This is a genomic window from Pseudomonas sp. NPDC089530 (assembly GCF_050280705.1).
In the GTDB taxonomy this organism is placed as follows: domain Bacteria; phylum Pseudomonadota; class Gammaproteobacteria; order Pseudomonadales; family Pseudomonadaceae; genus Aquipseudomonas.
The window spans coordinates 75,878-97,588 of the sequence record NZ_JBNNVU010000003.1 but is presented as its reverse complement, the minus strand read 5'-3'; the positions used below and the strand labels follow the sequence as shown (position 1 = coordinate 97,588).

At 65.9% G+C, this 21,711-nt stretch carries 18 protein-coding genes; 11 read left to right on the top strand and 7 right to left on the bottom strand.

Features of this window, described 5'->3' with window-relative positions; translation table 11 throughout:
- Positions 1–14 precede the first annotated feature (14 nt).
- From ACQKQA_RS02355 to ACQKQA_RS02345, 3 genes are read right to left on the bottom strand one after another with little or no spacing between them, the layout of a single operon-like run.
- Positions 15–1,409: an efflux transporter outer membrane subunit gene (locus tag ACQKQA_RS02355; protein WP_427553093.1), complete on the bottom strand. Its 1,395-nt coding sequence runs from the start codon at positions 1,407–1,409 to the stop codon at positions 15–17.
- Between the two features lie 7 nt (positions 1,410–1,416).
- Entirely contained in the window at positions 1,417–3,390 is a 1,974-nt protein-coding gene (locus tag ACQKQA_RS02350) for a MacB family efflux pump subunit (RefSeq protein WP_427553091.1), read from the bottom strand.
- Complete coding sequence (locus tag ACQKQA_RS02345) at positions 3,391–4,563, bottom strand: efflux RND transporter periplasmic adaptor subunit (RefSeq protein WP_427553089.1); 1,173 nt, start codon at positions 4,561–4,563, stop codon at positions 3,391–3,393.
- A 331-nt stretch (positions 4,564–4,894) separates the two neighbouring features.
- Here ACQKQA_RS02345 and ACQKQA_RS02340 point away from each other — a divergent pair, with 331 nt between their 5' ends.
- The 6 genes from ACQKQA_RS02340 to ACQKQA_RS02315 all read left to right on the top strand — a co-directional run bounded on the left by ACQKQA_RS02340 (position 4,895) and on the right by ACQKQA_RS02315 (position 12,324).
- The gene (locus ACQKQA_RS02340) at positions 4,895–5,377 is read left to right on the top strand and encodes a sigma-70 family RNA polymerase sigma factor (protein WP_427553087.1); all 483 of its coding nucleotides are present in this window, start codon (positions 4,895–4,897) and stop codon (positions 5,375–5,377) included.
- A gap of 131 nt (positions 5,378–5,508) precedes the next feature.
- The gene (locus ACQKQA_RS02335; protein WP_427553085.1) at positions 5,509–6,843 is read left to right on the top strand and encodes a lysine N(6)-hydroxylase/L-ornithine N(5)-oxygenase family protein; all 1,335 of its coding nucleotides are present in this window, start codon (positions 5,509–5,511) and stop codon (positions 6,841–6,843) included.
- A gap of 563 nt (positions 6,844–7,406) precedes the next feature.
- Positions 7,407–10,172, top strand: coding sequence for a magnesium-translocating P-type ATPase (mgtA, locus tag ACQKQA_RS02330; RefSeq protein ID WP_427553083.1), 2,766 nt, complete (start codon positions 7,407–7,409; stop codon positions 10,170–10,172).
- Between the two features lie 140 nt (positions 10,173–10,312).
- A complete protein-coding gene (locus ACQKQA_RS02325; protein ID WP_427553081.1) occupies positions 10,313–11,029 on the top strand; it encodes an MgtC/SapB family protein in 717 nt (238 codons plus the stop codon).
- Positions 11,030–11,231: 202 nt separating this feature from the next.
- Positions 11,232–11,639, top strand: coding sequence for a hypothetical protein (locus tag ACQKQA_RS02320; protein WP_427553079.1), 408 nt, complete (start codon positions 11,232–11,234; stop codon positions 11,637–11,639).
- A 205-nt stretch (positions 11,640–11,844) separates the two neighbouring features.
- Positions 11,845–12,324 (top strand): hypothetical protein, encoded by a 480-nt coding sequence (locus ACQKQA_RS02315; protein WP_427553077.1) that lies wholly within the window; start codon positions 11,845–11,847, stop codon positions 12,322–12,324.
- Positions 12,325–12,537: 213 nt separating this feature from the next.
- Here the strand turns inward: ACQKQA_RS02315 and ACQKQA_RS02310 are convergent, their stop codons facing one another.
- A complete protein-coding gene (locus ACQKQA_RS02310) occupies positions 12,538–13,077 on the bottom strand; it encodes a PaaI family thioesterase (protein ID WP_427553074.1) in 540 nt (179 codons plus the stop codon).
- Positions 13,078–13,188: 111 nt separating this feature from the next.
- On the bottom strand, positions 13,189–14,097 hold the full coding sequence (locus ACQKQA_RS02305) for a LysR family transcriptional regulator (RefSeq protein ID WP_427553072.1): 909 nt from the start codon (positions 14,095–14,097) through the stop codon (positions 13,189–13,191).
- A gap of 106 nt (positions 14,098–14,203) precedes the next feature.
- On the opposite strand from ACQKQA_RS02305, the gene ACQKQA_RS02300 reads away from it, so the two are divergent.
- From ACQKQA_RS02300 to ACQKQA_RS02280, 5 genes are all read left to right on the top strand, one after another.
- Positions 14,204–15,070 (top strand): pirin family protein, encoded by an 867-nt coding sequence (locus ACQKQA_RS02300; RefSeq protein ID WP_427553069.1) that lies wholly within the window; start codon positions 14,204–14,206, stop codon positions 15,068–15,070.
- Between the two features lie 86 nt (positions 15,071–15,156).
- Positions 15,157–15,840 carry an isochorismatase family protein gene (locus ACQKQA_RS02295; RefSeq protein ID WP_427553067.1) on the top strand — a complete coding sequence of 228 codons (684 nt, stop codon included), beginning with the start codon at positions 15,157–15,159 and terminating at the stop codon, positions 15,838–15,840.
- A 56-nt stretch (positions 15,841–15,896) separates the two neighbouring features.
- The gene (ycaC, locus tag ACQKQA_RS02290) at positions 15,897–16,523 is read left to right on the top strand and encodes an isochorismate family cysteine hydrolase YcaC (RefSeq protein WP_427553065.1); all 627 of its coding nucleotides are present in this window, start codon (positions 15,897–15,899) and stop codon (positions 16,521–16,523) included.
- A 221-nt stretch (positions 16,524–16,744) separates the two neighbouring features.
- On the top strand, positions 16,745–18,187 hold the full coding sequence (locus ACQKQA_RS02285) for a mechanosensitive ion channel domain-containing protein (protein WP_427553062.1): 1,443 nt from the start codon (positions 16,745–16,747) through the stop codon (positions 18,185–18,187).
- A gap of 218 nt (positions 18,188–18,405) precedes the next feature.
- Positions 18,406–18,846 (top strand): carboxymuconolactone decarboxylase family protein, encoded by a 441-nt coding sequence (locus tag ACQKQA_RS02280; RefSeq protein WP_427553060.1) that lies wholly within the window; start codon positions 18,406–18,408, stop codon positions 18,844–18,846.
- Positions 18,847–18,857: 11 nt separating this feature from the next.
- Here ACQKQA_RS02280 and ACQKQA_RS02275 read toward each other — a convergent pair whose 3' ends face one another.
- Together ACQKQA_RS02275 and ACQKQA_RS02270 are read right to left on the bottom strand one after the other, a co-directional pair.
- On the bottom strand, positions 18,858–20,450 hold the full coding sequence (locus ACQKQA_RS02275; protein ID WP_427553058.1) for a DHA2 family efflux MFS transporter permease subunit: 1,593 nt from the start codon (positions 20,448–20,450) through the stop codon (positions 18,858–18,860).
- The gene (locus tag ACQKQA_RS02270; RefSeq protein WP_427553056.1) at positions 20,447–21,577 is read right to left on the bottom strand and encodes an HlyD family secretion protein; all 1,131 of its coding nucleotides are present in this window, start codon (positions 21,575–21,577) and stop codon (positions 20,447–20,449) included. The genes ACQKQA_RS02275 and ACQKQA_RS02270 overlap by 4 nt, the downstream gene beginning before the upstream one ends.
- Positions 21,578–21,711 lie beyond the last annotated feature (134 nt).

The following is a 21,711-nucleotide window of genomic DNA, read 5'->3' as shown; positions in this document are numbered from 1 at the left end:
GTCGTGATTCGGGTTCAGAGCGCTTTCCAGCCGCCCCCCAGGGCCTTGTACAGGGCGACGCTGGCCTGCAGCCGGGACAGCCGTAGTTGCACGTTCTGGTCCTGGGCGGCGTATAGGGTGCGTTGGGTTTCCAGGACGGTCAGCAGGTCGGCGGCGCCGGCCTGGTAGCGGCTCTGGGAGAGGTCGAAGGCAGTCTGCGCCTGTTGCAGTTCTTCGCTTTGCCACTGCCGCTGGCGGTCGAGGCCGCGGATGTTGGCGAGGGCCTTTTCCACGTCGGCGAAGCCGTTGACGATCGCCCCGCGATAGGTTTCCAACAGCTCTTCCTGGCGCGCCCGGGCCTTGTCCCGTTCGGCGCTCAGACGGCCGGCGTTGAAGATCGGTGCGACCAAAGCGCCGGTAAGGTTGTAGAACGGGCTGCGCAGGATCTGTGAGGCGGTATTGCTCCCCGAGCCGAGGCTGGCGCTCAGGGTGACCGTGGGCAGCATCGCCGCCCGCGCCACCGTGACGTCGGCCTGGGCGGCGGCGAGCCGGGCCTCGGCGCTGGCGATGTCCGGGCGCCGGCTCAGCAGCTCGCTGGGCACCCCGGCATCGATGCTCGGCCAGGTCAAACGGGTGAAGGGCTGCTGGCCCAGCTCGAGGTTCTGCACCGGCTGGCCGAGCAGGGCGGCCAGGGTGATCCGCGCGTCCTCGGCCTGCTGTTGCACCAGGGGCAGCTGACGCTGCTGGGCGGCCACCAGGCTTTTCTGCTGGGCCAGTTCCAGGGCGGTGGCCGAGCCTGCGTCGAAGCGGGTCTGCACCAGTCTCAGCACGCTCTGCGCATTGGCCAGGTTGAGTTCGGCGATGCGGCTCTGCTCGCGCAGCGACAGCACCTGGGCGTAGCTGTTGGCGACGCCGCTGAGCAGGGTCAGCTCGACGGTGGCCTGGTCGAATTCGCTGGCCCGCAGGCTGTCCACGGCGCTGTCGCGGGCGGCGCGCCGGCCGCCCCAGAAGTCGATTTCATAGCTGGCGCTGAGGCTGGCGTCGAAGTAGTCCACGGCGTCGTTGCCGCTGTTGGTGTCCAGCTGGCTGTAGCCGTTGCCGCGCATGAGCTTCTGCCGGTTGGCGTTGAGCGCGCCCTTGAGTTCCGGCAGCAGCGGCGCGCCGGCGATCACCGCCGTGGCCTGGGCCTGGCGCACCCGGGCCATGGCGGCGGCCAGGTCGTGGCTGCCCAGCCGGGCCTGTTCGATCAGGCGGTCCAGCTCCGGGCTGCCGAAGCGGGTCCACCATTGGCGGTTGTCCTGGGTCGCCGCCGCGGTGTGGGGCGAATACCAGGCGGCCGGTGCCCGCAGGCCGCTGTCCGGGCGCGGCGCGGGGCCGCTGCAGGCCGCCAGCAACAGGCTGGCGGCGATGAGGTTGAGGGGCGCTTTCATAGGTCGATCATTCACTGGTGAGGGCCGTGACCGGGTCGAGCCGGGCGGCTTTGCGGGCGGGCATGAAACCGAAGACGACACCGGTGACCAGGGCGCAGGCGAAGGCGCCCAGGACCGCCACCAGGGAGAAGGCCACCGCCACTTCGCTGAAGATCAGCACGCCGCCGATCAGCAGCGCCAGGGCGATGCCGGTCAGGCCGCCGACCACCGAGAGCATCACCGCCTCGGTGAGGAACTGGCGCAGGATGTCGCGCTGGCGGGCGCCGGTGGCCATGCGGATGCCGATCTCGCGGGTGCGTTCACGCACGGTCATGAGCATGATGTTCATCACCCCGATGCCGCCCACCAGCAGCGAGATCGCAGCGATGGCGCCGAGCATCAGCGACAGGGTGTTCTGGGTGCGGGCCTCGGCCTGGATCATCGCCGCGTTGTTGAACAGCTCGAAGTCGCGCTTGCCGTTGTGCAGGCGCAGCATCAGCTGGTCGATGGCCTGCTCGGCCTCTTTCACATTGCGCGCGTCGCTGGTGGCGATCGCCACGTATTCCGGGGTATGGGTACCGAACAGGCGAATGCTCGCGGCGGAGTAGGGGATGGCGATGCGGTCGTCGCTGTCCTTGTCGCCGGAGCTGGTGCCTTTTTCCGCCAGCACGCCGACCACCTGGAACGGCACGTTCTCGATCAGGATGTACTGGCCGAGGGGCGTGGCCATGTCCTTGAACAGCTTGTCGCGGACCTTCTTGCCGATCACCGCCACCGCGGCCGCGGCGCGCTCGTCGGCTTCGGTGAAATAGCTGCCCTCGACCACCGGCCAGTTGAAGATCGCCGGGAAGTTGGTGTCGTTGCCGCCGACATAGCTCATATGGTCGACGTTGCCGAAACGCACGCCGGCCTCGGAACCGTTGACCGGCATGATGCGCTTGACCTGGGGCAGCGCCGCCAGCGCCGCGACATCCTCGAGGGTGATCCGGCCGGGTGGGGTGCGCGGGTTGGGCATATGGCCGCTCAGGTAAATGATGTTCGAGCCGAAGGCGCCCATCTGCGCCATGACCTGGCGCTTGCTGCCTTCGCCCACCGCCAGCATCACCACCACCGAGGCCACGCCTATGACGATCCCCAGCAGGGTCAGGGCGGTGCGGAAGCGGTTGATCCACATCACCCGCCAGGCCGCTTGCACGGCATCCACCAGCTCGCCTTTCCAGGCGCCGTTGTGTTCGCTGCCGGCAGCCAGGCGCTGGCGCAGGTCCACCGCCTGTAGGGCGCCGCCGTTGGCGCTGGCCTGGACCTCGGGCTGCTGCTCGGCGGTGTCGCTGACGATCTCGCCGTCGCGGATCTCGATGATGCGCTTGGCCCGGGCCGCGACCTCGCGGTCGTGGGTGATGAGGATCACCACGTGGCCCTGGCTGGCCAGCTCGTCGAGCAGGCTCATGACCTCGGCGCCGCTGTGGCTGTCGAGGGCGCCGGTGGGTTCGTCGGCGAGGATGATATGGCCGCCGTTCATCAGCGCGCGGGCGATCGACACCCGTTGCTGCTGGCCGCCGGACAACTGGTGCGGGCGGTTGCCGGTGCGGCTGGCCAGGCCCAGGCGCTCCAGCAGGGCGGCGGCGCGGGCGTGGCGCTCGGCCGCCGGGGTGCCGGCATAGATCGCCGGCATCTCGACGTTTTCCTGGGCCGAGCCGGACGGAATCAGGTGATAGCCCTGGAACACGAAGCCGAAGGCCTCGCGGCGCAGCCAGGCCAGCTCGTCGCTGCCCAGCTGGGCGACGTTTTCCCCGGCGAACAGGTACTCGCCCGAGGTCGGGCGGTCGAGGCAGCCGAGGATGTTCATCAGGGTCGATTTGCCGGAGCCGGAGGCGCCGACTATGGCGACGAATTCGCCGGCGTGGATCGCCAGGTCGATGCCGCGCAGCACGTCCACCTGCGGCGTGTCGCCGCCGCCGTAGGATTTGCGGATGTCCTTGAGGTCGATCAGCGGGGTCTGCATTCAACCTCCGCTGCTGTTGGCGGGGCCGATCAGCAGGTGTTCGCCTTCGGCGAGGCCGTCCAGGACCTGGATGCGCAAGCGGTCGCTGATGCCGACCCGCACCTTGCGCTCCTCGATCGCGCCGTTTTTCGCCACCACCCGGGCCAACTGGACGCCGCTCTCGGCGCTGTCCTGCAGGGCGGCGATCGGCGCGGTCAGGGTGTCTTGGGCGCGGTCGGCGACAAAAAACACCTGGGCGGTCATTTCGGCCATCAGTGCGTTGTCGGCGTTGTCCACGTCCAGCAGTACGGTGTAGAGCACCACCCGGCCGCTGCCGCTCTTGCTCGAACTGCTGGGGCTGCCGCTGCCCTGGCTGGTTTCGTTGAGCGGCTTGGGCGGGATCGGCAGGATCTGCCGCACGGTGCTGGTCCAGCGCCGGCTGCCGCCGCTCAGGGTGGTGAAGTAGGCGGTCATGCCCGGCTTGACGTGGCCGATGTCGGCCTCGGAAACCTCGGCCCAGACGGTCATCGGCGACAGCCGGGCGATACGCAGGATCAGCGGGGTCTGCTGCTGGGCGTTGAGGGTCTGGCCTTCGCGGGCGTCCACCGCCACCACGGTGCCGGACAGCGGCGCATAGATGCGGGTGTAGCCCAGCTCGGCCTGGTCGCTGCGCAGGCTGGCCTGGGCCTGGCGGATCTGCGCCTGGAACATGTCGATCCGCGCCTGGGTGGCCTTGAGTTCGGCGCGGGCGGTCTGCACGTCTTCGTCGCGGGTCGCGCCGCCGGCGGCGAGGTTCTGCTGGCGCTGGTACTTCTGCCGGGCCAGTTCGTTCTGCGCCCGCTGCTCCTGCAACTGGGCCTGCAGGTTCTCGATGGAGAAGCGGCTGGCGTCGAGCTTGGCCTGCTGGGTGGCCGGGTCGATTTCCACCAGCAACTGGCCTTCCTTGACCGTGTCGCCGGCCTCGACGTGGATCTTGCGGATCTGCCCGGAGGCCTGGGCGCCGACGTCGACATAACGTCGCGGTTGCAGGGTGCCCAGGGCGGTGACGCTGCTTTCGATGGTGCCGCGGCTGACCTGCACGGTGGCGAACTGGTCGCGCCCCGGCGGCAGGATCTGCCAGGTGGCGAAGGCCACGACGGGAATCAGACACAGGGTGGCAAGCAGGGCGCGTCGGGGGTGACGGGGACGTTTCATGCAGGGTTCCGGCCAGAGGAAGTCGGCCCGTGGTCCGGCCCGACCCGGGGGATGGGCAGGGCGAGAGGCTGCCGCCTGGGCGACAGAGACGGGGAGCTGTCAGGTAAACGAGGCGGGCCGGGGGGAATTTAAGCCGGGAAACATGGCGTTACAGGTAAAGCCTTCAGGTATAGCCGATGAAAAGAGGGGCGGCGAATCGACGCGGCACTTTAAATCTATATGAGAATTACTATAAATTACGCCACTTCTAAACGGCCATCATCGAACCGGCTGCCCATGGGCGGCTCGCCGGTCGCGCTCAAGGACAAAGCCGCAGGTGCGGTCGGGAGTCATGTTGGAAAACTACTATCGCGAGCTGGTGTGTTTCCTCAACGCCAAGCTGGGCAACCTGCAGGTGGCCGAAGATGTGGTGCATGACGCCTATGTGCGGGTGCTGGAGCGCTCCAGCGACACGCCGATCGAGCAACCGCGGGCCTTCCTCTATCGCACCGCGCTGAACCTGGTGATCGACGGCCACCGGCGCAACGCCTTGCGCCAGGTCGAGCCCCTGGATGTGCTCGACAACGAAGAGCGTTTTTTCAGCCCGTCGCCGCAGTCGAGCATCGACCACGGCCAGCGCCTGGACATGCTGCAGCGCGCCCTGGCGGAACTGCCGGCGCTGTGCCGGGAAAGTTTCCTGCTGCGCAAGCTCGAAGGCCTGTCCCACCCCGAGATCGCCGCGCGCCTGGGGATCTCCCGCAGCCTGGTGGAGAAGCACATCGTCAACGCGATGAAGCATTGCCGGGTGCGCGTCCGGCAGTGGGACGCCCATTGATCCTTCTTTGTTAAATTTTTTTTCACTGTCCTCGTTCCTACTCAACAGACGACCTGCTGCCTCGCCATGGGCCTCTCAGGTCACCGTCGATTTCTCCCCGCGTTAAGGGATTTATCCAGAGGACACTGGAAATGACACAGGCAATTGCATCGACCATCGTTCACGACCTGATCGGTATCGGTTTCGGCCCCTCGAACCTGGCGCTGGCTATCGCGCTGGAAGAGCGCGGGCAGATTCAGGGGCCGCTGGACGCGCTGTTTCTCGACAAGCAGGCCGACTACCGCTGGCACGGCAACACGCTGGTGGCCCAGAGCGATCTGCAGATTTCCTTCCTCAAGGACCTGGTGACCCTGCGCAACCCGACCAGCCCGTACTCCTTCGTCAACTACCTCAAGCACCACGGGCGCCTGGTGGACTTCATCAACCTGGGCACCTTCTATCCGTGCCGCATGGAGTTCAACGATTACCTGCGCTGGGTCGCCGGGCATTTCCAGGAGCAGAGCCGCTACGGCGAGGAAGTGCTGGGCATCGAGCCGGTGCTGCACAACCAGCAGGTCGAGGCGCTGCGGGTGATTTCCCGTGACAGCCAGGGCCAGGAGTTCGTGCGCACCAGCCGTTCGGTGGTGGTCAGCCCCGGCGGCACGCCGCTGGTCCCGGAGACCTTCAAGGCGCTCAAGGACGATGGCCGGGTGTTCCACCACGCCCATTACCTGGAGCGCATGGCCAACCAACCGTGTGCCAGCGGCAAGCCGATGAACGTGGCGATCGTCGGCGGTGGGCAGAGTGCGGCCGAGGCCTTCATCGACCTCAACGACAGCTACCCTGGGGTGCAGGTGGACATGCTGGTCCGCGGTTCGGCGCTGAAGCCGGCGGACGACAGCCCGTTCGTCAACGAAGTGTTCTCGCCGGCTTTCACCGACCTGCTGTTCCAGCAGCCGCACAGCGAGCGCGAACGCCTGGTCCACGAATACCAGAACACCAACTATTCGGTGGTGGACGTCGACCTGATCGAGCGCATCTACGGCATTCTCTATCGGCAGAAGGTCTCCGGCGTCGAGCGCCATGTGTTCCGCACCCAGACCACCGTGGAGAAGGCCACCGCCACCGAGCAGGGCATCGAGTTGCTGCTGCGCAACACTTCCACCGGCGAGCTGAGCACCCGCCACTATGACGCGGTGATCCTGGCCACCGGCTACGAGCGCCAGACCCACCGCGCGCTGCTGGCGCCGCTGCAAGACTACCTGGGCGACTTCGAGGTGGACCGCAACTACCGGGTCATCACCGACGAGCGCTGCAAGGCCGGCATCTACACCCAGGGCTTCAGCCAGGCCAGCCACGGCCTGAGCGACACCCTGTTGTCGGTGTTGCCGATCCGCGCCGAGGAAATCGCCGCCTCGCTGTACGAGCACGACAAGGGTCGCCACAGCCGGTCGGTGCGCGATCTGTTGCTGGCTACCGCCAGCTGATTTGGCGTCGGGCCCGAGGTTCCCGCGTGGGACGTTCGGGCCTCATCGCGGGCAAGCCTCGCTCCTACGTAGGAGCGAGGCTTGCCCGCGATGGACGGCGTAGCCGGCCCATTCCAGTCCCCTCGATATCCCCGCAAATCCCCCCATCCCGCCTTCGCTACCGCTCATTTCTGAACCTTCGCTGAAGAACTTTTCGATTCCCCGACCGGCGCTCTGGCGTCGATTTACTCTGCAAAAACCGCGGCGTAAGCTGCGCGCGTTTTCCATCAAGCGGAGACCCACAGTGGGTACGTGTTCGAGTGACAGTAGTCGGCCGGTTGTACTGACCGGCCCCTTCCCGGCCAGATAACGTCTCCGCTTTTTGCGCCGTTGTCTCGCCGTAACAGCGAGCGGCGGCTTCCCGATCGCGGCCTTCACGGCCCGCTCCCGATGCCTTCCCGTCGACACTGCACCAGTGGGCGATGCCCGGCCCTGTGCCGCATCGCCGCTACGGCGCGCGCTTGCGCGGCCGGCGAACCCGTACCTGTTGCGAGTCCCGCGGCGCCGACCGTTAGGGGACATCGATGAACCTCACCCTGCTCAAAGAGTTTTTTGCCGGTTTCCTGCGGACCCGGCACTTCGCCCGGCACTTTCGCCGCCTGGCCCTGCTGGAAAGCTTCAGCGACGCCAGCGTCAGCCGCGATGTGCCGCCGAGCCTCGCGCAGACCCTGGTGGCCGCGGCCAACAGCGATGCCGCGGGTCTGCTGGAACGCCTCGGCAGCCATACCGACGGCCTGAGCGAGGCCGAGGTCCAGGCCCTGCGCGAGCAGCATGGTCTGAACGAGGTCGAGCATGAGCAGCCGCTGCCGTGGTGGGTGCACCTGTGGCATTGCTACAAGAACCCCTTCAACCTGCTGCTGAGCCTGCTGGCGCTGATCTCCTGGCTGACCGAAGACCTGAAGGCGGCCACGGTGATCCTGTCCATGGTGGTGCTCTCGACCCTGCTGCGCTTCTGGCAGGAGGCCAAGTCGAACAAGGCCGCCGATGCCCTCAAGGCCATGGTCAGCAACACCGCCACCGTGCTGCGCCGTGACGTGGCCGAGCCATCGCCGTCGGTGTTCGTCCGGTTGCACGGGGCGGCCGTGGCGAACTCGGGGCTGCAGCGCCTGGAGCTGCCGATCCGCGAGCTGGTGCCGGGGGACCTGGTGCTGCTCTCGGCCGGCGACATGATCCCCGCCGACTGCCGGGTGCTCAGCGCCAAGGACCTGTTCGTCAGCCAGGCGGCGATGACCGGCGAATCGATGCCGGTGGAGAAGTTCCCGCGCCAGCAGGACGCCGCGACCCTCAACCCGCTGGAGCTGGACAACATCCTGTTCATGGGCACCAACGTGGTGTCCGGCGCGGCCACCGCGCTGGTCCTGGCCACCGGCAACGCCACCTATTTCGGCGCCCTGGCGCAGCGGGTCGGGGCCACCGACCGGGCGCCGACCTCGTTCCAGAGCGGGGTGAACAAGGTCAGCTGGCTGCTGATCCGCTTCATGTTCGTGATGGCGCCGCTGGTGCTGTTCATCAACGGCTTCACCAAGGGCGACTGGATGGAGGCGCTGCTGTTCGCGCTGTCCATCGCCGTGGGCCTGACCCCGGAAATGCTGCCGATGATCGTCACCTCGACCCTGGCCAAGGGCGCGGTGTTCCTGTCGCGCAAGAAGGTCATCGTCAAGCGCCTGGACGCGATCCAGAACTTCGGTGCCATGGACGTGCTGTGCACCGACAAGACCGGCACCCTGACCCAGGACAAGATCTTCCTCGCCCGGCATGTGGATGTCTGGGGCGAGGAGTCCGAGCAGGTGCTGGAAATGGCCTACCTGAACAGCTACTACCAGACCGGCCTGAAGAACCTGCTGGACGTGGCGGTGCTGGAGCATGTCGAGGTGCAGCGTGAACTGCGGGTCGGCACGGCGTTCCAGAAGGTCGACGAGATTCCCTTCGACTTCAACCGGCGGCGCATGTCGGTGGTGGTGGCCGAGAAACAGCGGCCGCACCTGCTGATCTGCAAGGGGGCGGTGGAAGAAGTGCTGGCGGTGTGCCGCAACGTGCGCCACGGCGATGCCGAGGAAGCCTTGACCGACAGCCTGCTGGCGCGGATCCGCCAGGTCACCGCCGACCTCAACGAAGAGGGGTTGCGGGTGGTGGCGGTGGCGGCGCGGCCCATGGCGGCGGGCCGCGAGACTTACAGCCTGGCGGATGAGCGCGAGCTGACCCTGATCGGCTATGTGGCCTTCCTCGACCCGCCCAAGGACAGCACTGCGCCGGCCCTGCAGGCCCTGGCCGCCCATGGCGTGGCGGTGAAGGTGCTGACCGGCGACAACGAGCTGGTGACCGCGAAGATCTGCCGCGAAGTCGGCCTGGAGCAACAGGGCCTGCTGCTGGGCAACGACATCGAGCGCATGAGCGACGCCCAGCTGGCCCAGGCGGTGGAGACCACCAATGTCTTCGCCAGGCTGACCCCGAGCCACAAGGAACGCATCGTCCGCCTGCTCAAGGGCAACGGTCATGTGGTGGGGTTCATGGGCGACGGCATCAACGATGCGCCGGCGCTGCGCACCGCCGACATCGGCATTTCGGTGGACAGTGCCGTGGACATCGCCAAGGAGGCAGCGGACATCATCCTTCTGGAGAAGAGCCTGATGGTGCTGGAGGAGGGCGTGCTGGAAGGGCGGCGGACCTTCGCCAACATGCTCAAGTACATCAAGATGACCGCCAGCTCCAACTTCGGCAACGTGTTCTCGGTGCTGGTGGCCAGCGCCTTCATCCCGTTCCTGCCCATGCTGCCGATGCACCTGCTGGTGCAGAACCTGCTGTACGACATTTCCCAGATCGCCATCCCGTTCGACAACGTCGACGCCGACCTGCTGGCCCGGCCCCAGCGTTGGCAGCCTTCGGACGTCGGGCGCTTCATGCTGTTCTTCGGGCCGATCAGTTCGATCTTCGACATCGGCACCTTCGCCCTGATGTGGTACGTCTTCGACGCCAACACCCCGGACCACCAGACCCTGTTCCAGTCCGGCTGGTTCATGGTCGGGCTGCTGACCCAGACCTTGATCGTGCACATGATCCGCACGCCGAAGATCCCCTTCCTGCAAAGCCGCGCGGCCACGCCACTGCTGGTGATGACCGGGATCATCATGGCCATCGGCGTCTTCCTGCCCATGGGGCCGCTGGCGCACTACTTCAAACTGCAGGCGCTGCCGTCGCTGTACTTCGTGTTCCTGCCGGCGATTCTGCTGGCGTACATGGCGCTGACCCAGGCGGTGAAGGGGTTCTATATCCGGCGGTTTGGATGGCAATGAAGTGGGCCTGATTCCTTGAGTCCCCCGACAATCGCCATCTGCTCGTAATGCACGCCGGCGCAAGATAGTCGTTGCACCGGCTGGCCCCACCGCGCAGCGGTCCGCTGGTCGAACCTCCCTCAATCCCAAGGACAGTTCCGATGCAAGCCCTGCGGAACATCAACCTGGCGTCCCTGGTGGACACCCTGGTCAGCCTCAGCGCGGCCTTTATCCTCGGCGGCCTGATCGGCTTCGAGCGGCAGTACCGGCAGCGCACCGCCGGCCTGCGTACCAATGTGCTGGTGGCGGTGGGCGCGGCGATCTTCGTCGACATGGCCAACCGCCTCGGTGGCGCCGACGGCGCGGTGCGGGTGGTGGCCTACGTGGTGTCCGGCATCGGCTTTCTCGGCGCGGGGGTGATCATGCGCGAGGAGGGCAACGTCCGTGGCCTGAACACCGCGGCCACGCTCTGGGCCTCGGCGGCGGTGGGGGCCTGCGCCGGGGCCGACCTGATCCTGGAAGCCTTGCTCGGCACGCTGTTCGTGCTGGCGGCCAATACCCTGCTGCGACCGATCGTCAACAACATCAACCGCCAGCCGCTGGACGTGATCTCCGCCGAGGTCACCAACATCGTCTACGTCATTGCCCGGCGCTCCCAGCAGAAGGCCGTGTTTGCCCTGCTCGAGGCGGAGCTGGAACGCAGCAACTACCCGGCCAGCGATATCGATGTCCATGCCTTCGGCAGCGACGACGTAGAAATCGAAGCCACCCTGGCCATCACTTCGGTGGACGGCGACGAGCTCGATGCCCTGGTGGCGCGCCTGTCCACCTCGGCGCTGGTGGAGCAGGCGTTCTGGAGCCCCAGCACCACGGAATGACCCCGGTCGATGGGTATTCGAGGGCGGGTGAGCGGTTCTGTCGGCTGGGCATCGGCCGCGGGGTCCTACCGATGAGGTAAGCCATTTCCCAAGGAAAAACTCTGGTTTATAGCCCCGCTTTGGGATTCCTCTTAAAGAGTCGGGCAAGGCCCATCGGATAGTCTTTTGCACCTCTGGTGTTCCGCCGACAGTTGCCGCGCCCATGCCCAATAAGCGTTTGAGAATCCTGATCGCCGATTCGTCCTGTACGCAGAGCGTGCGTATCGAGCGGCTGCTGAATGGCCTGGGGTACTTCCGTGTGGCCGCGGTGTTGTCCTTCCGCGAGCTGGTGACCCTGACTCATTATTCCTGCGAACCCTTCGAGAACTTCGACCTGTTGCTGCTCAGCGGCGAGCTGGCCTTCGCCGCCGGGGTGGACGCCGGCGCGTTTTGCCTGGGCAATCCGCAGGTCCGCCATGCCCTGATCTATGGCGGTCGCACCGAGCGCCCGTTGCCGGTGCTCCTCGGCGCCCCCGCGCAGCAGGAGGTTTTCTGGGTGCGTCGCGCCACCTCGGAAATCCTCCAGCGGTTCATTGCCCATATCAATCCTCCTGGTTCCCGGGAGGAATAGGTTTCCTGGGGGCGGTCGGAATAATCTCGGCGACTGCACAGATAACGCTGCTAACTCAGGCTGGTGAAACAGCGAAAATCATCTGTTAAGTCCTGCAAGGTAGGTATTTTCAGAAAACCCTTAGAGAAAACTCCCTGTGGCTCCCCTAGCCTTCATCCATAGGCTTGGAGCCTGCCACATAAGACTTTTTTCATGGTTGCGAAAAATGCCGAATAAAACGTTACGAATCCTGATTGCCGATGAACAGCATTTTCATCGTATGAAGATCGAGCGGGTATTGAACCAGCTGGGTTACTACCGGATTGCGCCGATGTATCGGCTCTCCGAAGTGTTGAATGTCGTGGAATATGGCAGTGAGCCCATGGATTTGGTGATCATCAATGCCTCCCTGGGACAGCATGCCCGGCTCGATATCCTGGCGTTCTGCATGGACAACCCGCAGATCCGTCACGTGCTGGTCTATGACTGCGAGCTGCTCGGGATGTCCTCGATTCCCGCGGGCCGGCACCGCAAGATGTATATCAGCAGCCTGTCGTTACCGGACCACGACACCCTCAGTCGCTTGATGTGGGCCATCGACACCGGTCGCCGGAACCATGGCCCGGCGGCCGGCAGGTTTCTCGACAGTTCCAACGAGGAAGCGATCACGCCCGATGGCATGCTGCGCAATGCCTTTTTACGCTGAGGCCTGAGCCCCACGCCGGTGCAATGCCGGCGGGGTTGGTCGGGCGATGATCGTGCTCCAGGCTGGCGACGGCGCTGCCGGTCAGCTTCCTTCAAGGTCGAGCCTCGGGCTCTTCACCCCAGGCCAGCGTCCTGTCCCCGGTGCTCGCTTGTTTGCCAAAAAACTCAGCCCGTACTCGCCAGGATTGGTCAGCGTGTCCGGTACGCGACCGTCTCAGCCCCGGGGCTCAAGAATCATGCAGGTAGTGGTGCCGGTGGCATACAGACGGCCGTCGACGTCGTAGATCCGCCCCTCGGCCAGGGCGGTGGAGCGGCCCAGGTGGACGATCTTGCCCTCGGCGCGGATCGGCCCGCTGGCACCGGTCAGGGCTCGGACATAACTGATGCGCAGGTCCAGGGTGGTGTAGCCCTGGCCCTTCTGCAGCCGGGTGTGGATCGCGCAGCCCATGCAGGAGTCCAGCAGGGTCGCGGCATAACCGCCGTGCACGCTGCCCAGGGGGTTGTAGTGTCGGGAGTCCGGTGTGCCCTGGAACACGAAATGCCCGGCGGACCATTCGATCGGGATGAAATCCATCAACGTGCCAATGGGCGGCGAGGGCAGTTCGCCGTTGCCGATACCGTCGAAGAATTCCGTGGGCGAGAGGGCGCTGACTTCGGCCAGGGACAGGCTGCCTGGACCTGCGAGGCGTGTGCGCATGGCCTGCTCCTGGGCAATCCACTGGGCCAGGGTGGCGTCGCGTGATGGGCTTTGCATGGGCGTTTCCTCATGAGCGGAACAAGGGTTCGAGGGAAAATATTATGCTCGAAATATTATCCCGGCCAGTGTCAAAACCGCCACAGGCCGGAAGATCCGGCCATGCCGCCCTCAGGTCATGTCGCTGTGGCTGAACGCCTCGCCGAGGAAATCGATCAGGGTGCGCACCGAGGGTAGCAGGCCCCGGCGCGACGGGAAGATCGCATGGACGATCCCGCACTTGGGCGTCCAGTCCGGCACCAGTTGCACCAGGCGCCCGGCGGCGATGTCGTCGCGCACCACCACGCTCGGCAGGTGGACGATGCCGATCCCCGCCAGCGCTGCCTGGCGCAGGGCGATCAGGTCGTCGGTGACCATGCGCGGCTTGTGGCGGATCTGCGCCAGGGCCTCGTTCGGGCCGAACAGTTCCCAGTGGTATTCGCGCTGCGCCGCGCCCCAGTGCAGGCTCGGCAGGCCACTGAGGTCGGCGGGCGAGGCGGGGTGCGACAGGCGCGGGAGAAAGTCCGGGTGACCCACCAGGCACTGGGTGCTGTTGCCCAGCACCTTCATCACCAGATCGCTGCTTTCCAGGGGCGGGAAGCGCACCCGCAGGGCGATGTCGAACCCTTCGTGGATCAGGTCGACCCGGCGGTTGGTGCTCTCGATGAACAGCTCCACCAGCGGGTACTTGAGCATGTAGCGGGTCAGCATCGGCCCGACCCAGGAATTGAGCAGCGCGGTCGGGCAACTGATACGCACCAGGCCCTGGGGCTCGGAGCGGTTGCGCTCGATGACCTCTGCGGCGCTTTCCGCTTCCACGCGCATGGCCAGGCAGCGCTGGTAGTACTCGTGGCCGATCTCGGTGAGCGAGCAATGGCGGCTGGTGCGGTGCATCAGGCGCACGCCGAGGCGTTCCTCGAGCTGGGCGATGCGCCGGCTGAGCTTGGACTTGGGCATGTCCAGGGCACGGCCGGCGGCGGCGAAACCCTGGTGTTCGACGACCTGGGTGAAGTAGTAGAGGGTGTTGAGGTCTTCCACCATCGTTCTCCAAATGGAACGCTAAGGGCGATTTTTGCAGTCTAGTGCATCAAAGGTATGGGTTTTAAGGTGTCTCCACGCAATAACTCACCCATTCCGGAGGCACAGCATGAAAAACATCATCGGTATCTACACCAGCCCAAGGGCCCATTGGGTGGGTGACGGTTTCCCGGTTCGCACGCTGTTTTCCTACGACAGCCTGGGCAAGCACATCAGCCCGTTCCTGCTGCTCGATCATGCCGGTCCCGCCGAGTTCACCCCCACCCAAGCGCGGCGCGGCGTGGGCCAGCACCCGCACCGCGGCTTCGAAACCGTGACCATCGTCTACAAGGGCGAGGTGGAACACCGCGACTCCACCGGCAGCGGCGGCAAGATCGGTCCCGGCGACGTGCAATGGATGACCGCGGCCTCGGGGATCCTCCACGAGGAGTTCCACTCCGAAGCGTTCGCCCGGTCCGGCGGCACCCTGGAAATGGTCCAGCTGTGGGTCAACCTGCCGGCGCGGGACAAGATGGCCGCGCCCGGTTACCAGACCATCGTCGACGGTGATATCCCGCCCATCGCGCTGCCCGGCAAGGCCGGCACCCTGCGCCTGATCGCCGGCGAGTTCGACGGTGTGAAGGGCCCGGCCCGGACCTTCACCCCGATCGATGTCTGGGACCTGCGGCTCAATGCCGGCAAACCCCTGACCCTCGACCTGCACCCGGGGCGCAACACCGCGCTGGTGGTACTGCGCGGCACGGTCCAGGTCAACGGCCAGGAGCTGATGCGCGAAGGACAGCTGGCTCTGTTCGAGCGCGACGGCGCGCAGATCGGCCTGGAGGCCAACAACGACGCGGTGGTCCTGCTGCTCAGCGGCGAACCCATCGATGAGCCCATTGTCGGCCACGGCCCGTTCGTGATGAACAGCGAAGAACAGATCCACCAGGCATTCGTCGACTTCCAGTCCGGTCGCTTCGGCCAGATGCCCGACTGACCCCCGCTTTCCGACCTGCACAGGACACGTAGGCCGGTTTTAGGGCCAGGGATGGCTGTTGCCTTGAATAAAGAGAGGAAGTGCTCATGAATACCGTCAATGCGGCCAACTTCAACGGCCTGAAACCGATTATCGATCCCAACGATGCGGCGATGCTGCTGATCGACCACCAGAGTGGCCTGTTCCAGATCGTCAAGGACATGGACGTGCCCCAACTGCGGGCCAATGCCATCGCCCTGGCGAAAGCGGCCACCTTGCTGAAGATGCCGGTGATCACCACTGCGTCGGTGCCTCAGGGCCCCAACGGACCGCTGATCCCGGAAATCCACCAGGAGGCGCCGCACGCCCAGTACGTGGCGCGCAAAGGTGAAATCAACGCCTGGGACAACCCCGAGTTCCGCGCGGCGGTCAAGGCCACCGGCAAGAAGACCCTGGTGATCGCCGGTACCCTGACCAGTGTGTGCCTGGCGTTCCCGTCGATCGCTGCGGTGCACGAAGGCTACAAGGTGTTCGCCGTGGTCGATGCCTCGGGCAACCACTCCCGCCTGGCCACTGATCTGACCGTCGCCCGCCTGGCCCAGGCCGGGGTGGTGCCGATCGACATCATGGCTACGCTTTCTGAACTGCAGGGTTCGTGGAACCGCCCGGACGCCGAGCAGTGGGCCGCTGTCTACGCCCAGGCCATGCCGCACTACCAACTGCTGATCGAGAGCTATCTCAAGGCCCAGCAAGTGGCGAACGAACACGAAGTTCTGGATTCCCAGCGCTGAGCGAGCAACCCCGGCGCCGATTGCATTCGGCGCCCATCAGAAGCGAGGACGACCCCATGACTACCGCCTACAAGCGTCTCGACAAGAACAACGCCGCCGTACTGCTGGTCGACCACCAGGCCGGCTTGCTGTCCCTGGTGCGTGATATCGAGCCGGACCGGTTCAAGAACAACGTGCTGGCCCTGGCCGACCTGGCCAAGTACTTCCAGCTGCCGACCCTCCTCACCACCAGTTTCGAAACCGGCCCCAACGGTCCGCTGGTGCCCGAACTCAAGGCGCTGTTCCCGGACGCGCCGTACATCGCCCGCCCAGGCCAGATCAACGCCTGGGACAACGAGGACTTCGTCAAGGCGGTCAAGGCCACCGGCAAGCAGCAACTGATCATCGCCGGCGTGGTGACCGAGGTCTGCGTGGCCTTCCCGGCGCTGTCGGCCCTGGATGAAGGTTTCGAGGTGTTCGTGGTGACCGACGCCTCCGGCACTTTCAACGAGCTGACCCGGGATTCGGCCTGGAACCGCATGTCCGCCGCCGGCGCCCAACTGATGACCTGGTTCGGCCTGGCCTGCGAGCTGCACCGCGACTGGCGCAACGACATCGAGGGCCTCGGCACCTTGTTCTCCAACCACATCCCGGACTACCGCAACCTGATCACCAGCTACACCACCCTGACCCAGGGCAAATGACCTGCCGCAGGCTGCAATAGGGCCGCAGGTCCTTGAGCGATCTCAAGATCCTGCGCCCCCTGCGGGGTCGATCGCAGCCTCGCGGGCTCGGCAGCGGCTACAGGGGGCATTGCTGTCCACACAGGGGCCTCCCACGAGGCCCCTGTTTTTTATTTTCCGGCTATACCTGCAACGTTGCTTCTGTGCGATTGTCGCGCCTCTGACTGTGCTGGAGTTGCCCGATGCCGATGATGTTCGCCGACCACCCGCTGCTTGCCGCGCTGGTCCTGATCCTGCTGGACATGCTGCTGTGGCGCCTGATCGGCGCGCGGCTCGGCTACTGGAAGCTGGCGGTGCGGGTGCTGATCTTCAGCCTGTACAGCGTGCTGCTGTTCAACCAGGGCCTGAACCCGATGCAGGCGGCGCCCTGGCCGGAAGACGTGCCGATGCACCTGGCGGCCACGGGGCTGCAGATCGCCTGGTGGTTGTTCGGCGCGCGGACCCTGACGGTGCTGCTCGGCACCCTGATGATGCAACGGGTGGGGCATACCGGGCGGCTGCTGCAGGACCTGATGGGCGCGGTGATTTTCCTGATCGCCGTCATCGCCGCCATGGCCTATGTGCTGGAGCTGCCGGTCAAGGGCGTACTGGCCACCTCTGGCGCGGTGGCGATCATCGTCGGCCTGGCCCTGCAAAGTACCCTCAGCGACGTGTTCTCCGGCATCGTGCTGAACACCACCAAGCCCTATCAGCTCGATGACTGGATCTCCATCGACGGCACCGAAGGCCGGGTCATCGATATCGACTGGCGCGCCACAAGGTTGCAGACCTCCCTGGGCAGCACGGCAGTGATTCCCAACTCCATGGCGGCCAAGGCCAAGATCATCAACTTCAGCCGTCCCGCCGACATGCACGGGCTGTCCATCAGCGTCCAGGTCAGCCCCCATGCCCGGCCGCAGACGGTGATCGAGGCGCTGGAGCGGGCCGTGCTCGGTTGCCGTTTCCTGCTCACGACCCCGGCCCCCAGCGTGACCCTGAAAAGCTCGGGCAACACCGGGGCGGAATACGAGATCAGCGGTTTCGTGGCGTCCATGGGCAAGAAGCGCGAAGTGCGCAACCAGCTGTTCGACCTGGCCTTCCGGCACCTGCAGGCGTCCGGCGTCAGCCTGTTGTCCAGCGGCGAAAGCAGCGTGCCGGCCGACCTGTCGCGGGCGCGCAAGCTGCTCGACAGCTCGAGCCTCTTCTCCACCCTGCGCCAGGAAGAGAAGGATACCTTCAGCCAGAACATGACCCTGCAGACCTTCCGCGCCGGCGAGACGATTCTGGCGGCGGGGCAGGTCAGCGACCACCTGTTCATCATCGAGTCGGGCGTGGTCTCGGTGAGCCTGGTTCGCGATGGCAAGCAGTTCGAAGGCGGGCGCATGGGGCCGGGGGAAGTGCTGGGCGAGGCGGGGGTGGTCTCCGAAGAAGCGACCCGGGCCGACTTCTCGGCCAAGACCTCCTGCACCCTGTACTGCATCGACAACGAATACCTCAAGCCTTGCCTGGATGCCCGGCGCGACATCAACGAGGCGATGAAGAACCTGCTGGATTTCCGCGAGCATCTGGCCCAGGCCCTGACCCAGGAAGCCCCGCGGCCGGCGCCGAAAAAAGGCTTCATGCAGTGGCTGCGCCGCCACACCTGAATAACTGTCACTCGACCTTGTAGGAGCGCAGCTTGCGCGCGATAGCGTCAGCCCAGGCACCGCAATGAATGGCCGCTGCGCGGATCGCGAGCAAGCTTCGCTCCTACAGGGGAGAGGCGGGGCGATTGGTCACCTGGTCTTAGCCGGAATTGGTTATTGGTAGGGAGCCTGCCCGGGCTTAACGTAGCTCCACATTCACTTGATCTGGAGCTATTACCATGCAACCACGCATCGACTTCTACACCGCCTCGCCGGACGCCCTCAAGGCCATGATCGCCCTGGAAACCGCGGTCTCGAAACTGCCCCTGGAAAAATCCCTGATCGAGCTGGTGAAACTGCGGGCCTCGCAGATCAACGGGTGTGCCTTCTGCGTCGACATGCACACCGCCGACGCGCGCAAGGGCGGGGAAACCGAACGCCGCCTGTACGCGGTCTCGGTCTGGCGCGAAACGCCGTTCTTCACCGATCGCGAGCGGGCCGCCCTGGCCTGGACCGAAGCCCTGACCCGGGTCAGCGAAACCCACGCGCCGGATGCCGACTACGAGCTGCTGAGCAGCCAGTTCAGCCCCAGCGAGCAGGTCGACCTGAGCGTGGCGATTGCCACCATCAACAGCTGGAACCGCCTGGCGGTGGGCTTCCGCAAAATGCCCCAGGCCTGATGCCCCCAGGCTCAATGACCGTCGGCTGACGGCGCCGCCGGCGGGGTGACCTTGCGCATCAGGGGTACCAGCGCCGTGGCGACGATGAAGCAGACCATGATCATCAGGAACGCATCGCCGTAGGTCTGGGTCTGCGCCTCGCGATACGTCAGTTGCCACAGCTGGCGCAGGCTGGCGGTGACGCTTTCGTCAGCGCCCTGGCCCAGCGCCGCGAAGTTGCCGCCCACCCGGGCCAGCCACTGGGTGAGCGCCTCGTTGCTGCTGTTGAGGTGTTCGGCCAGGCGGGTGAAGTGCAGGTTGGTGCGGTCGTTGAGGATGGTCGCGCAGGCGGCGATGCCGATGGCGCCGCCCAGGTTGCGCATCAGGTTGAACAGCCCCGAGGCATGCTTGAGCCGAGCCGGCGCCAGCCCTCCCAGGGTCAGGGTCACCGCCGGCGGCACCGCCAGTTGCTGGGCGATGCCGCGCAAGGCTTGGGGCAGCAGCAGTTCGTTGGCCCCCCAGTCATGGGTGATCGGGCTGAAATCCCACATCGACACCGCGAACAGCGCCAGGCCCGCCATCATGATCCAGCGCAGGTCGATGCGGTTGGCGAAAAACGCATAGAGCGGGATCGCGAGAATCTGGAACACCCCGGTGGAAAACACCGCCATGCCGATCTCCAGGGCGCTGTAGCCGCGCACCCGGCCGAGAAACAGCGGCGTCAGGTAGATGGTGGCGAACAGGCCGATGCCGGTGACGAAGGAAAAGAAGCAGCCGAGGGCGAAGTTGCGGTCCTTGAGGGCGCGCAGGTCGACGATCGGGTTGGCCACGTGCAGGGTCCGGCCGATAAAGGCCAGGCCGGCCAGCCCGGAAATCCAGGCGGTGCTGAGGATGGTCTGGTCGCTGAACCAGTTCCAGCGCGGGCCTTCTTCCAGGGTGTATTCCAGGCAGCCGAGAAACAGCGCGAGCAACAGCATGCTCAGGTAGTCGGCGCCTTTGAGCAGGCCCAGGTCCGGGTGGTCGATCTTCACCAGCAGCGGCACCGCCACGGCGACGAAAATCCCCGGCAGCAGGTTGATGTAGAACAGCCAGTGCCAGCTCGACACTTCGGTGATCCAGCCGCCGATCACCGGCCCCAGGGTCGGTGCCAGGGACGCGACGGCGCCGATGGTCGCCGCGGCGATCACCCGCTGTTTGCCGGTGAAGAAAAAGAACGCGGTGGTGAATACCAGCGGGATCATCGAGCCGCCGAGAAACCCCTGCAGCGCCCGAAACAGAATCATGCTCTGGATGTTCCAGGCCGCGCCGCACAGCAGGCTGGCCAGGGTGAAGCCCACCGCCGAGACGCAGAACAGCCAGCGCGTGGAGAACACTCGCGACAGCCAGCCCGACAGCGGGATAACGATGATTTCGGCGATCAGGTAGCTGGTCTGCACCCAGGCGGTTTCGTCGGTGCCGGCCGACAGCCCGCCGCCGATGTCGCGCAGGGACGCCGAGACGATCTGGATATCCAGCAGGGCGATGAACATGCCCATACACAGAGTGGCGAAGGCAAAGACCTTGGCCGCCGTGGTCATGCTGGCCGCATCGAAGGGCTGGGCTGCAGCGGCGAGGGCTCGGCTCATGGCGCGCTGGCCACGGCGGGCGCGGCGGCTGCCGCTGGGGCCTGGGTGTCCACCGCGGCCGTTACCGAGAGGCCGGGGCGCAGTTGGCCGAGCAGGGCATCCTGGGGATCGAGGATGACCCGCACCGGCACCCGCTGGACGATCTTGGTGAAGTTGCCGGTGGCGTTTTCCGGCGGCAGCACGCTGAACTGGGCGCCGGTGGCCGGCGCCAGGCTGTCCAGGTGGCCATGGAATTCCCGGCCGGGCAGCACGTCGGCGCGAATCACCACGCGCTGGCCCGGACTCATGTGTTGCAGCTGGTCTTCCTTGAAGTTGGCGTCCACCCACAGGCCGCTGGCGGGCACCAGCGACAGCAGCTGGGCGCCGGCCGTGGTGTAGGCGCCATTGCGCGCCCGGCGGTTGCCGATCACCCCGTCCATGGGCGCGCGGATCTCGGTGTAGCCCAGGTTCAGCTGCGCCAGGTCGCGTTCGGCGCTGGCCTGGAGGAGGGCGGCCTTGGCTTGCAGCTTCTGGGTGGCGATCACCTGCAACTGGCGTTGGGTCGCCAGCAGCTCGGCCTGGGCCCGGGTGTTGAGGGCCTGGGCGGTCTTGAAGCCGGCCTCGGCCCGCTGCGCGCTTTCCACCGATACCGCCGAACTGCCCACGAGACGCTTGTAGCGGGCGTTGTCATCGCGAGAGCGGTTCATTTCCGCGGCGGTGGCGTCGATCCCGGCGCGGGCCTGGCTGATCACCGCCTGCTGCAACTGTTCGGTGGCATCCAGGTTGGCCAGCAGCGCCTGCGCGGCGGCCACCGCGCCTTCGGCCTTGGCCAGGCTGGCGCGGTAGTCCCGCGAGTCGAGGCGGATCAGCAGGTCGCCGGCCTTGACCCGCTGGTTATCGCTGACCAGCACCTGCTCGATGTAGCCGGCCACCTTGGGCCCGACCACGGTTACATCGCCCCCTATATAGGCGTCGTCGGTCTTTTCGATAAAGCGCCCGCTGGTCCACCAGTGCAGGCCGTAGAACGCCAGGGCGACCAGCGCTGCCACCGCCAGGGTGGTGAAGGCCAGGCGCTTGAGCACAGGCGGTTTGTCCGATACCTGGGTGGCAGTGACTGCGGAGGGGGCGAGGGTGGACAGGCTGGTCATGGCGGGGCACCTGGAGCTGAATATTATTTGTGTAATATGATGTATGTAATATTTCCTGGCAATTCAATTCTTGCGCCGGTCGTCAGCTGGTGGGCCGGGCGCTAAAAAGAGCGACCGTGGCACCGGTGCCAGCA